Origin of the sequence: Streptomyces sp. NPDC002680 (genome assembly GCF_042889145.1) — a bacterium.
GTDB lineage: Bacteria > Actinomycetota > Actinomycetes > Streptomycetales > Streptomycetaceae > Streptomyces > Streptomyces adonidis.
Map to the genome: position 1 here is coordinate 37,370 of NZ_JBIAQP010000032.1, position 12,049 is coordinate 49,418.

General features: G+C 69.9%; 12 protein-coding genes. 10 read left to right on the plus strand and 2 right to left on the minus strand.

Annotation, left to right across the window (positions count from 1 at the left end; all coding sequences use genetic code 11):
* Positions 1-262: 262 nt before the first annotated feature.
* From ACFYXF_RS49635 to ACFYXF_RS49650, 4 genes are all read left to right on the plus strand, one after another.
* The gene (locus ACFYXF_RS49635; RefSeq protein ID WP_389360595.1) at positions 263-4,273 is read left to right on the plus strand and encodes a hypothetical protein; all 4,011 of its coding nucleotides are present in this window, start codon (positions 263-265) and stop codon (positions 4,271-4,273) included.
* A 232-nt stretch (positions 4,274-4,505) separates the two neighbouring features.
* Positions 4,506-5,294, plus strand: coding sequence for a GntR family transcriptional regulator (locus ACFYXF_RS49640; protein WP_389360597.1), 789 nt, complete (start codon positions 4,506-4,508; stop codon positions 5,292-5,294).
* A gap of 8 nt (positions 5,295-5,302) precedes the next feature.
* Positions 5,303-6,061, plus strand: coding sequence for a glycosyltransferase family 2 protein (locus ACFYXF_RS49645; protein WP_389360599.1), 759 nt, complete (start codon positions 5,303-5,305; stop codon positions 6,059-6,061).
* A gap of 65 nt (positions 6,062-6,126) precedes the next feature.
* A complete protein-coding gene (locus ACFYXF_RS49650) occupies positions 6,127-7,071 on the plus strand; it encodes a hypothetical protein (protein WP_389360601.1) in 945 nt (314 codons plus the stop codon).
* Here the strand turns inward: ACFYXF_RS49650 and ACFYXF_RS49655 are convergent.
* Together ACFYXF_RS49655 and ACFYXF_RS49660 are read right to left on the minus strand one after the other, a co-directional pair.
* Positions 7,031-7,258, minus strand: a complete 228-nt coding sequence (locus ACFYXF_RS49655) for a DUF397 domain-containing protein (protein ID WP_389360603.1) — start codon at positions 7,256-7,258, stop codon at positions 7,031-7,033. The two genes, ACFYXF_RS49650 and ACFYXF_RS49655, sit on opposite strands and share 41 nt — an antisense overlap.
* Positions 7,255-8,130, minus strand: coding sequence for a helix-turn-helix domain-containing protein (locus ACFYXF_RS49660; protein ID WP_389360605.1), 876 nt, complete (start codon positions 8,128-8,130; stop codon positions 7,255-7,257). Before ACFYXF_RS49660 ends, ACFYXF_RS49655 begins: the two co-directional genes overlap by 4 nt.
* Before the next feature lie 126 nt (positions 8,131-8,256).
* Here ACFYXF_RS49660 and ACFYXF_RS49665 point away from each other — a divergent pair, with 126 nt between their 5' ends.
* The 6 genes from ACFYXF_RS49665 (at position 8,257) to ACFYXF_RS49690 (ending at position 11,894) form a co-directional block, all read left to right on the plus strand.
* Complete coding sequence (locus ACFYXF_RS49665; RefSeq protein ID WP_389360607.1) at positions 8,257-8,736, plus strand: ATP-binding protein; 480 nt, start codon at positions 8,257-8,259, stop codon at positions 8,734-8,736.
* Positions 8,737-8,958: 222 nt separating this feature from the next.
* Positions 8,959-9,891 (plus strand): helix-turn-helix domain-containing protein, encoded by a 933-nt coding sequence (locus ACFYXF_RS49670; RefSeq protein ID WP_389360609.1) that lies wholly within the window; start codon positions 8,959-8,961, stop codon positions 9,889-9,891.
* Between the two features lie 196 nt (positions 9,892-10,087).
* Positions 10,088-10,504, plus strand: coding sequence for a DUF6932 family protein (locus tag ACFYXF_RS49675; RefSeq protein ID WP_389360664.1), 417 nt, complete (start codon positions 10,088-10,090; stop codon positions 10,502-10,504).
* A complete protein-coding gene (locus ACFYXF_RS49680) occupies positions 10,501-11,448 on the plus strand; it encodes a hypothetical protein (RefSeq protein ID WP_389360611.1) in 948 nt (315 codons plus the stop codon). Before ACFYXF_RS49675 ends, ACFYXF_RS49680 begins: the two co-directional genes overlap by 4 nt.
* Positions 11,449-11,514: 66 nt before the next feature.
* A complete protein-coding gene (locus tag ACFYXF_RS49685; protein WP_389360613.1) occupies positions 11,515-11,718 on the plus strand; it encodes a toxin-antitoxin system HicB family antitoxin in 204 nt (67 codons plus the stop codon).
* A complete protein-coding gene (locus ACFYXF_RS49690; protein WP_389360615.1) occupies positions 11,715-11,894 on the plus strand; it encodes a hypothetical protein in 180 nt (59 codons plus the stop codon). The genes ACFYXF_RS49685 and ACFYXF_RS49690 overlap by 4 nt, the downstream gene beginning before the upstream one ends.
* The last annotated feature ends 155 nt before the right edge of the window (positions 11,895-12,049 follow it).

Sequence of the window (12,049 nt, forward strand, 5' to 3'; positions counted from 1 at the left end):
GACTCTCCCCGCTGGCGAATCCGGCAAAGCTGGCCGAGAACGTTCGGCCTTCGAGCTGCCCCTGGGATCGCTGCGCTGGTGGTCCGGGTGGACGCCACGCGGCTGGTTCTTCGTTGCGTCATGATCCTGCCATTCGGAGCTCAGAGAGAGGAGGTTCCGGTGTGGGCCCGAACGCTTAACCGCAGGTCAGCCGTATAGAGTGGGTTTTCCGGTCCGGATGAGACCGGACGACGCCGGATGACCGACGCGGGGGAAGTTAGGGGTGGAGACCTTGAGTTCCGACTCAGGGGCACGCACGGCCTTCGCGGAGCGACTCGCGCTGTTGTACAAGGAGGCCGGCAATCCTCCGCTCAAGCGTGTGGCCGAAGCCGTCGTCCAGTTGCAGCGGGTCGACGAGCGCGGGCGGCCCGTGCGGGTGTCCGTGCAGCGGATCAGCGACTGGCGGCGGGCCAGGAACGTACCCGCCCAGTTCGCCGCACTCGCCGCCGTACTGAGTGTCCTCGTCCCGCAGGCCCGCCGTGCCCGGCCCGTACCGGTCTCTCCCGGACTGTACGACATGGTCCAGTGGCAGCGGCTGTGGGAGCGGGCCGTCGCCGACCCCGTCGGTGACCGGGCCCCGGGCTCCCTGGACGAGGAGGAACCGCCCACCGGTGAGATCACGGCCGTGCCGGGCGCGGTGTGCCCCTACCGTGGCCTCGCCTCGTACCGGCTGGAGGACACCCGCTGGTTCTTCGGGCGTGAGCGCAGCACCGATGCGCTTGTCGCTCAGCTTCGTGCCGCCGAGACCGCGGACACGGGTAGTGGTGGGCTGGTCATGCTCGTGGGGGCTTCTGGGGCGGGCAAGTCCTCGCTGCTCAGCGCCGGGCTCGTGCCCGCCTTGCAGGAGGGCGCGCTGGGCGGCGGGCCGGGGCAGCAGGCCCGGGAGGTCGTCCAGCTCGTTCCGGGTGCCGATCCGCTCGCCGAGCTGACCCTTCGTATACCCGGGCTCTCCGAAGTCCTGACCGCTGCCGCCGAGCCCGGTACTCCCGAGTTCGCCCATGCCGTACGGGAGACCGTCGGCGCCTGGGCACGCCGTGACGGTGGGAGCGCTGCCACCCGGCCCGTCGTCATCGTCGACCAGTTCGAGGAAGCCTTCACCCTCTGCCCTGACGAGACGGTCCGCAACACCTTCATCCAGGCGCTGCACGCCGCCGCCTCGCCCCCCGCCGACGGGTGGGCGCCCGTGCTCGTCGTCCTCGGTATCCGCGCCGACTTCTACGACCAGTGCCTGCGCCACCCCGAACTCGCCGACGCGCTCCAGCACCGGCACATGGTCCTCGGGCCGCTGACCACCGCCGAGTTGCGGGAGGCCGTGATCGGCCCCGCGAAGGCCGTCGGCCTGGAGCTGGAGCCGGGGCTCGCGGAGCTGATCGTGCGGGAGGTGAGCGCCGACGGGCCGCGTGGGGCGCATGACGCGGGCGTACTGCCGATGCTCTCGCACGCCCTGCTCGCCACCTGGCAGCGCCGCAAGTCGGGGCGGCTCACGCTCTCCGGCTATCGCGCGGCCGGCGGTATCCAGGGCGCGGTGGCCGCGACCGCCGAGCACGCCTGGACCGGCCTGGACCCGGCGGCCCGTACCGCCGCCCGGCTGCTGCTGCTCCGGCTCGTGCGGCTGGGCGAGGACACGCAGGCCACCCGACGGCGGGGTACGCGACGGCAGTTGGCGGCCGAGTCGACCGACCCGGGCAAGACGGAGGAGTCCCTCGAAGCGCTCGTACGCGCCCGGCTGGTGACGCTCGACGCGGAGAGCGTGGAGATCACCCACGAGGCGCTGCTGCACGCCTGGCCACGGCTGCGCGACTGGATCGACGAGGACCGGGGCGGCAATCTGCTGCGCCAGCGCGTGGAGGAGGACAGCCGGTCCTGGGAGGAGTCGAAGCGCGACTCCTCGCTCCTCTACCGCGGCTCCCGCCTCGAACAGGCGCACAGCTGGGCGAAGTCCGCCGGTGACACCTATCTGACCCGGGGCGCGAAGGAGTTCCTGGCCGCGTCGGCCCGGCTGCGCCGGCGTACGGTCCTGATCAGCCGTGCCGCCGTCGCCGCGCTGGTCGCGCTGGCCGTGCTGGCGGGCGGTGCGGCGCTGATCGCCCGGCAGCAGCGGGACGACGCGGTGTTCGAGCAGGTGCTCGCCGAGGCGGACCGCGTGCAGTCCTCGGACCCGTCGCTGTCGGCGCAGCTCAGCCTGGTCGCCCACGCGCTGCGCCCGGACGACGCGAGCACCCGCAGCCGACTGGTGTCGATCGTGAACACCCCGCTGGCCACCTCGCTGATCGGCCACACCGGCGCCGTCTACCTCACCACGTTCAGCCCGGACGGCAAGCTGCTCGCCACCGCGAGCTACGACGGGACCGTGCGCCTGTGGGACGTGGCGAACCGGGCGCGGCCCAAGGCGCTCGGCAAACCCCTTGAGGCGAACGCGAGCTGGGTGAGCAGCGCGGTCTTCAGCCCCGACGGGAAGACCCTCGTCAGCGCGGGCGACGACGGCACGATCCGCCGCTGGGACGTGTCCGACCCCGCACACCCCGAGGCGCTCGGCACACCCCTGAACGGCCATGCCGGCACGATCTATCTGATCGCCTTCAGCCCGGACGGCCGTACGCTCGCCTCCGCCAGCGAGGACCGCACGGTCGGCCTGTGGAACATGACCGACCCCGCCGCCCCCAAGAGGATCGGCACCCTCACCGGCGCGGGCGCCGCCGTGCGCGCGATCGCGTACAGCCCCGACGGCCACATGCTCGCGGCGGGCGGCGACGACAACACGATCCGGCTGTACGACGTGTCGAAGCCGTCCGATCCGAAGCCGTACGGCACGAAGCTGACCGGGCACACGGACCTGGTGCACTCGGTGGCCTTCAGCCCCGACGGCCGTACCCTCGCCAGCGGCGCCGCCGACGACACGATCCGCCTGTGGAACGTGTCCGACCCCGCGCACGCCGCCCAGCTGGGCGCGCCGCTGACCGGGCACACCGACGCGATCTGGTCGGTGGCCTTCAGCCCGGACGGGACGACGTTGGCCGCCGCGAGCGCGGACAGCACGGCGACCCTGTGGAACGTCAGCGACCCGGAGTACCCCTCGCAGGTCGGCGAGCCCCTCGCGGGCAGCAGCGGCGAGATGTACGCGCTGGGCTTCAGCCCCGACGGCCGTACGCTCGCCACCGGCAGCGGCGACAGCAGGGTGCGGCTCTGGTCGCTGCCGACCACGGACATGATCGGCCGGATCGGCGTGTTCCGCCCGGACGGCAAGGTGCTCGCCACGGGCTCGCGCGACGGACGGGTGCGGCTGTGGAACGTGGAGCGGCCCGACCACCCGGTGGCGCTGAGCGCACCGTTCACGCCCGGGGGCGGCGAGGTACGGACGCCGGCGTTCTCGCCCGACGGCCGCACGCTCGGGATGGCGAGCGGGGACAGCACGGTCCAGCTGTGGAACGTCAGCGATCCGAAGAATCCCGTCGCCTGGGCGGACCCCGTCCAGCTGAAGACCCGGTTCGCGGCGGCGGTGGCGTTCAGCCCGGACGGACGTGTCCTGGCCACGGCGTACGAGGACTTCACCGTCCAGCTGTGGGACCTGAGCGACCCGGCCCATCTGCGCCCGCTCGGCAAGCAGCTCACCGGTCACCGGGGCTACATCAACGGCCTCGCCTTCAGCAAGGACGGCCGTACGCTGGCCAGCGCCAGCGCGGACGGCACGGTCCGGCTCTGGAACGTCACCGCTCCGGCGAAGGCGACCCCGCTCGGCAAGGCGCTCAAGGGTCATCTCGGTCCCGTCAACGAGCTGGCCTACAGCCCGGACGGCGGCACGCTGGCCACCACGAGCGACGACGGCACGGTCCGGCTCTGGGACGTGACCGACCCGGCGAAGGCGCACAGCCTGGGCTCTCCGCTCGTCGGGCACACCGAGGCGGTCGAGTCGCTGTCGTTCAGCCCGGACGGGCGGATCCTGGCCAGTGGCGGCAACGACAACGCTGTCCGGCTCTGGGACGTCTCCGACCCCGCCGATGCCAAGGCCATCGGGCAGTCGATGAGCCCCAACGCCAAGGCGGGCAACTTCCTGGCGTTCAGTCCGCGCGGCGGAATCGTCGGGGTGTCGAGCGGCGTGGACACGGTCCGGCTGTGGAATCTCGACGTCGACAAGGCCGTCGACCACATCTGCGCGACGACGCGGGGCGTGCTGACGGCCGAGAGGTGGCACGAGTATCTGCCCCGATTGTCGTACGAGCCTCCGTGTGACGCGTGAGGTGTGACGGGGGGATGGTTGTAGTACTGGAGGGGCCAAAGAGAGTGATCCCGATCACAACTGGTCGATGTACCAGAGCAGTCGGCTCCCACTGAGCAGTCTGCCTTGTTACCCTTGGCCAGAGCCCGATCGCTGGTGCATCCCCCGTCGCCAGCGGTCGGGTTCTTTTATGTCTCCACGAGGTCATCTCCTCAAGTCGTCAAGACCTCTTGAGGAGTCGTACGCTGAGGTCATGCCCAAGGCGTACGAAGTGATCGCCGACGATCTCCGCCGTTCGATCCGCGAGGGCGAGCGCAAGCCGGGTGACCGGCTCCCGGCGGAGACGGAGCTGGCGAGGGCGTACCGGCGCAGTGTCCCGACCGTGCAGAACGCGCTGCGGCTGCTGACCGAGGAAGGGCTGCTGGACAAGCAGCACGGCCGTGGCAACTTCGTCCGCCGCGCCCGCACCCTGGCCGTCCGGGACAACGGGCGGCACCAGTGGGAGAAGAACCGGGCGCGCCGGCCGATGTCCGAGCGGGCGGTGACGGGCGCCACGGAGCACGACACCGGGCTGGAACTCCGGGATCTCGTCTTCCACGCCGAGTACCGCGAGATCGGAGCGCCGGAGGAACTGGCGGCCGAGTTCGGCGTACCGGAGGGCACGCTGCTCGTCGAGCGGTCGTACCGCACCCGCTACGAGGCGGAGACGGCCCCCTTCAACCTGGTCACGTCCTATCTCCTCCGGGACATGATCGCCGCCAACCCGGCCCTCCTCGACGACACCAACGAACCGTGGCCCGGCGGCACTTCGGCCCAACTCCACACGGTCGGGATCGAGTTGGACCGGGTCGAGGAACGCTTCACGGCCCGCCCGCCGACCCCGGAGGAGGCGAGCGAGCTGGAACTCCCCCCGGGCACCTCGGTGATCCTCCTCCGCAAGAAGTCGTACGACATCGACGACCGCGTGGTGGACGTGTCCCGTGTGACACTCCCCGGCGACCGCACGGAACTGCTCTTCACCACTCCCCTGGAAAGGTGGTGAGTGCTGCCGTGCCCCGGCGCATCATCATCGTCACCGCTGTCCACGCCCCGTCGGCCCGCTTCCTCGCGGAGGCCTACAAGTCCCTGTGCGAACAGGAGTTGCCGCCCGGCTGGAGCTGGCACTGGCTGATCCAGGAGGACGGAAGGACGGACGAGGTACGCCCGTACGTCCCCGACGACGAGCGCGTCACCTTCCGGCAGGGCCGCGCGGGCGGGCCGGGGGTCGCCCGCACGATGGCGTTGTCGGCGGCGGACGGCCCGTACGTCAAGATCCTGGACGCGGACGACCAGTTGGCGCCGGGCGCGCTGGCGCGGGACCTGGCGGCCCTGGAGGCGGACGCGTCGCTCGGCTGGGCGACGTCGCGTGTGCTGGATCTGTTGCCCGACGGCTCCACGGCCGGGTTCCCGGGTGATCCCGAGGCCGGCGTGATCGAGCGCGGGGCGGTGCTCGACTTCTGGAAGGCCAACGACTTCCGCGCGCAGGTCCATCCGGCGACGCTGTGCGTACGCCGGGAGCTGCTGCTGGCCCTGGGCGGGTGGATGGCCCTGCCCGCCTCCGAGGACACGGGGTTGCTGCTGGCGCTGAACGCGGTGAGCCGGGGGTGGTTCTCGCCGGAGGTGGGGCTGCTCTACCGGAAGTGGGAGGGGCAGGCGACCGGGCAGGCGGCGCACGTGGACTCGGGTGAGCGGGCGGCCCGGATGGGGGTCGTGGAGGCGCGGGCTCGGGCGTTGGCGGAGCTGGGGTGGGGATATTCGGGTCACGGGTGACGCCGGCCGCGCTCAGCGGGCGTCAACTCCTCGTCGTACGCCCGTAGTTGGTGTGAGATGGGGTGATGTGGAAACGACGTGAGGCGAAGCGGCGGCGGCGCGAGGGAATGCTCGACTCCGAGGCCGCACGACTGACCGAACAGGCGATGCTCCTCTTCTACGACGCCGACTACGAAGCCGCTCTGCCGCCGATCGACCGCGCGGTGCAACTGACGACCAAGGCGTACGGCGACCAGCCGCGCTTCGACTCCGACCAGTACGCCCTGGGTGACCGGTTACGGTGGCGCGCCGAGACCCACCAGGCGCTGGCCGACCCTCATTCGGCGCTGCGGGACGCGACGAGGGCGCTGGCCCTGTTCGAGGCGCAGAGCAGCAGCCGGTACCCGCTGCTGATACCCATGGTGCACGTCCAACTGAGCCTCCTGCACGCCGTGGTGGGCGACGCGGAGGGGGCGCGGCGGCACGGCGAGTCGATCGAGCCGTTCCGGGAGAGCCTCGCCTCCGACGGCCAGGGGGCACTGCTGGCGGCGAAGGCGCTCGCCGAGTACGCGACCGCGATGTGGCACATCGGCGAGCGTGACCTCGGGACGGCCGCCGCCCGCGAGTCCATCGCCGCGTACCGGAGCGATCTGGGCTCGGTGTTCAGGCGCGACAGCCGTATCACCTTCGCGCGGATCGTCTACCAGCTGTCGCTGACTCTGGAGCCGCCCGACCCTCGCGACGCCATGGAGGTCCTGCTGATGCTCCAGGACGTCGTGGAGCAACTGATCCTGGTGATCCCGTGGAGCCTGACACCGTTCGCGGAACCCCGTTTCCGCACTCACGGGGTGGCATTGCTGAACACCCTCGAACGGCAGGGGATTTGGGCGGCGGCGCTGGACGAGCCGGAGCTGGCCGACCGCTTCCGGCAGCTCTCCCAGCACCTGCTGGAAATGCCGATGCGGCAGTGGAGACCGACCATGGAGGAGTCTAGGGCCCTGCTGGAGAGCCTTCGGTCGCGTAAGGGATGAAGTCGGCCCAGGTGGTGGGGGTGAAGGTGAGGTGGGGGCCCACTGTTGTGTGCTTGGAGTCACGGACGTGGATGGTGTCGGGGGCGGGGGCTATCTCGACGCAGGAGTCGCCTTCCGTACCGTCGCTGTAGCTGCTCTTGAACCACGCCAGTTCGGAGGGGGCTCCGGCGAGGTGCTTGCGGATCATGTCTCTCCCAGCAGTTGCTCGATGAAGGCGAGTGACTCCCCGGAGGTGAGGGCCTCGGCCCGGATGGTGCTGTAGCGCAGTTCCAAGATGCGTAGATCCTTCGGCTCCATTGTCGGACGGCCGTTGAACGCCCCGTCGGAGCGCCCCACAGCTGTACCGTCTGCGAACCTCAGCAACTCGATCTTCCCATCCACCCCAGGGTGAGCATCGCTCTCCGTTGGCATCACCTGGAACGTTACGTTGCGCATCTGGGCGACCTCCAGCAGGTGTTCGAGCTGTCGGCGTCGCACCATTGTGCCTCCGACGCGACGGCGCAGAGCCGCCTCTTCCTGGACGAAGCTGAGCGCAGTCACGGGTGACTTGTCGAAGACCGTCTTCCGCGCCATGCGTGCGGCCACCAGGCGTTCCACTTCCCCCTCCGTGTACGGCGGTTGGCGCGCCTCGAACAGGGCTCGCGCGTGCTCAGGTGTCTGCAACAGGCCGTGGAGGCTGAGCCCGACGTACACCCCGATCTGTACCGCCTTCGACTCCAGCTTCGCGATCTCCCGAACCTTCCTCGGGTACCGGACCTTCTCCAGGTCCTCGTTCATCGCCCTGAGGAGACCGCCCGCGTCGAGAACCTCGTCCGCCTTCTCCATGTACTCGGGGCGCGGGATCCGTTTCCCGCCCTCGATCTTGTAGACCATGTCCTCGCCGTACCCCAGCTGCCTGCCGAAGTCGGCGGCCCGCATGCCTACCGCCTCCCTGCGCAGCTTCAGCTGGCGGCCGACCGCCTCCACGACCGCCACACCCCACTCGTCGTCGGGATCCACCTCCCAACCCGGCTCGTCCGCCTCACCCTTGAGCTGCCCCGCCTCGCCGTTCACAGTCATGCCTCCGCCCTTACCCGTACGCCCCGTCCCGACAGCCCGGACACGACCGGACAAGCTCCGGACAGTCACCGTACGCATCGGCGGAGTCACTGCTCACGGTAGGCACAGGCGGCCACTCTGAGTGACGTGAATCAAGAAACCGCCGCCCCCGAGGCCCCACTTGAGAACTTCTTCCGCAACTTCAGCGTGCGCCTGTCCCCCACGCCCCGTGGCGCCCGCCTGGCCCGGCTGCTGACCGCCGAGCAACTCCGTTCCTGGGAGCTCCCGTTGGACCCGGCCCGCCAGATCGTCGCCGAACTGGCCGCGAACGCGGTCACGCACGGGCGCGTCCCGGGCCGGGATTTCCGGCTCACGGTGTACGTCATCGCCGACACCCTGCGCATCGAGGTGACCGACACGTGCGGTGACCGCCGGCCCTGTCCTCAACCCCCGTCCACGGACGCGGAGTCGGGGAGAGGCCTGGCTCTGGTGGAGGCGCTGGCCGACCGCTGGGGCTGGGGTCCGGGGTTGCGCCCGCGCAAGACGGTGTGGGCGGAAATCGATGTGTCACCGGAACCCGATTCCCCGTGTTCCGGCGGGACCAGCGCTCTTTCCAAAGAACCGTAGAGGGCAAGTACCCCCACCAAACCCCACCCCTCCCGCCCGCCGCCGTGGCCCGTCACTCCCCCGAGTGAACATCACCAACTCAGCTGGATTTGTGCCCGGTTGCCTGCCTTACGCTCAGCCCAGCAGCACGACCACAGACAACCCCAGACAGACGACGGCCCTCGCCGGGACTGGCATCCCAATGCGAGGGCCTGACCACCTAGGAAGACATCACCTTCCCGAATGGACACGCAAAACCCTAGCGCGCCCCCGTGCGCCGAAGCCCGTCCCGCGGGCAAAAATCACCCCCACCGGCGCCCCAATTCCGGCGTTTCCGGCATCGTCCACGACAACGCCCGCCACACCACCCGCTACACGGTGATCGGCAACCACCTCGCCCAGCACCGCGAGCTGTCGCTGCTCGCCATCGGGCTCGCCGTCCACATCCAGTCGCTGCCCGCCGGTGCCCGCGTCGACATCAAGACGCTCACCGCCCGTTTCCCGGAAGGGGCGGCCCGTATCGCCGCCGCCCTGCGCGAACTGGAGACCCACGGCTACCTGAGCCGTTCCCGCGAACGTACCTCCACCGGCCGCATCATCACCCGCACGGTCTCCTGCAACCGCCCCGGCCACCACAACGAGCCCCCGGCGGACACCGGGGCGAGGTCCAGCCGCCCTGCCCCAGCTGCTCCGCCGAAGAAGCGCGGCCCGCGCAAGCCGCTCCCCGCCGTACCGCAGCCCTCGTACAAGGGGCCGGGGCTCCTCCAGGCGGCCACCGACCTCCTCGCCGGTCTCCGCCGCCACGACCCCGACCTGCTTCTCTCGGCCTGCGACACGGCCCACCTGGCGCCCGGTGTCGCGGCCTGGCTGGAGAACGGCGCCAGCCCCACCTCCGTACGGCACGCCCTGCTCAGCGACCTCCCACCGGAGGGAATGCGCCGCCCGGCCGCCTTCCTGGCCCACCGTCTGACGGCCCAGCTGCCACCTCCGACCGCCTTCGGAAACCCGTACTCGCAGGAGCAGCCGGAGCCTGTCCCGGTCCGCCACCCACTCCAGAACTGCGAGAGCTGCGACCGAGGATTCCGGGGGCCCGAGCGGGGCCGCTGCCCCGGCTGCACGGCGGCAGGCCGATTGCCAGGAATCCTCTGCAGTTTGGTCACCAACCCGCCAGGATGAATCCTCCCTTCACCCGACAGGACCCCTTACATGCTGCCTTCCTTCGCCGAGAACGGATTCCTTCCCCTGGGCCGGTACTCCGTCTCCTTCGACGAAGCGGAGTCCATGCTGGTCAGCGCTCCCGAGTTCCACGATTCCGCGACGCGCACGGAGTTGTGGGACGGCCTGAACGGGTATCTGGACCGCTTTCTTGAGCTTGAGGACGTGTACACGGACCTCCTGCGAGGCCTCCCTCTCATCCACCGGCTCTGCCCGGGGCAGCTTCGTCAGTGCGAAACCCGACCCCGGGAACATCGACGCCAGCATCCTGATCGACACACGCGCCGAGCGCACCGTCCGGGGCAAACCCGGGTCAAAGTGGCTGACCACCGCCTTCCAGAGCCGGAACAGGATGCGGGAGAGGTTTGGCGTCTCGCCACTCAGAATCGGGTACCAGCCCGTTGCCCATATCTTCGAACCGGAACGCTTTACCCCCGACCAACGGACATACTTCACAGAACGGGGTGTGTGGGACGACTGGTGGCAGCGTTGTCGGCTGTCCGACCAGACTGACCGCTCACCATCGGAGGACAGTGCCGCCCCGGCACGTGGGTACCTGGAGGTGCGACTGTGACCGGCGACAGCTGGCGTGAGCGCAGGCGTGCGCTCCTTAGGTCGGACCCGGACGCGGCCGAGAATACGGCGCGTCTCCTTGAGGAGATGGGCATCGAGGACAGGGACGACGAGGAGATCGAAGGGGCCCACCGTGCCAGCCGCCTCGCAGCGGCGCGCGAGTACGCGCCGGACGCCCGGCTCGACGAAGAGCTTCAGCTCCGCCTGACAGGCCCGGACGCGGAAGGCGGCGGTCTTCGCTTTCAGTGGGGGGACGCCCTGCTCAACCCCGTGGAGCACGCGGTCTCCGTTGCCGCAGGCACACCGGTTCAGCTGGAACTCACGGGAGTCTCGGCAGGCAGCACTGTGTTGCATGCCCGGCCCGTGCACCCCTCCGTCTCCCCCAGGCCGACTGCCCTGAACGCCCAGGGTGCCTTGGATGCTCCGGCCGCATCCGCCGCGAGCACAGGCCTGAGCACGCTCACCGAATTGCTGGCCGCTCTGGAGTCGGAGTCCGACATCCGCGAATGGGCGAGGCTCTTCGACGCAGTCGAGGCACTGTCACGCGCGCTGGGCAAGTACGGGCTCAACCTGGGCGTGACCTGGTACGGAGCCGACGGCAGCATGCGCCGGGCCCGGCTGACCGAACGGGGCAGGGGCTACGTCGAACGGCTCCGTGAACCCAGGAATCGCGATCAGGAAATCACCATCTCCGGCCGCATCACCGAACTGCGAGAGAGCGGCTGGGTGAAAGTGAAGACGGGCACCGCCAAGAACTCGCCAGCCTATGACGTCCGCTTCGAGGAACCCGACGAGCTGCTGCGTATGCGCCCCGGCCTCGGGGACAACGTCCACTTCCGGGTACGTTTCCGGCAGGGGCTGGACTCCGTGGGTATCGCAAGGTCAACGGAGTACACGTACTTGGGACCAGCCCCGGAACAAACGGCACTTCTGCTCGAACCCTAGGCAGTCCGCCGTTTCAGTCGTTCGAGGCATCTTCGCCGTGCGTGGTGCGACGACTACGGTGACGTCATGGGTGAATTCGCTCTCCGCCTACCAGATGATCTCGACGCCGAGGTACGCAAGGCCGCGGCGGACGCGGGGCTCTCGTTGAACGCCTACATGGTCCGCACCCTGCGGGAGCAGACCCTGCGGGAAGCGCTGGCCGCCGTGGACAGTGAAGGTGCGCTGCTGGTCGACACCGGGGACGACGATCCGGCGGAGGACATCCGTTGAAGCGGGGCTCGGTCTGGGAAGTCCCGGTCTGCGAGGCCACTCGTACGGTCGCGGTGCCCGTGAACATCACCCAGTACGCGGCCCGGCGCTTCGAGAACGCCAAGCGACTGGGCGCGGTCACGCCCGAGACGATGGAGCGCATCGAGCGCGCCGTTCGCTCCGTCATGGGCCTGTAGGGGCGCAGCGGACACTTCCTGGTCTCCAGGGCCCGGTGTACTGTCGGAGCACCGGAAGTAGAAACGCGTGCTCACTGCTGGGCAGGGGACACGCGCGCATACGTGACTCGGACGGGTCGCCACTTCTTCACCTTGAAGGAGTGCGCAGTGAACGT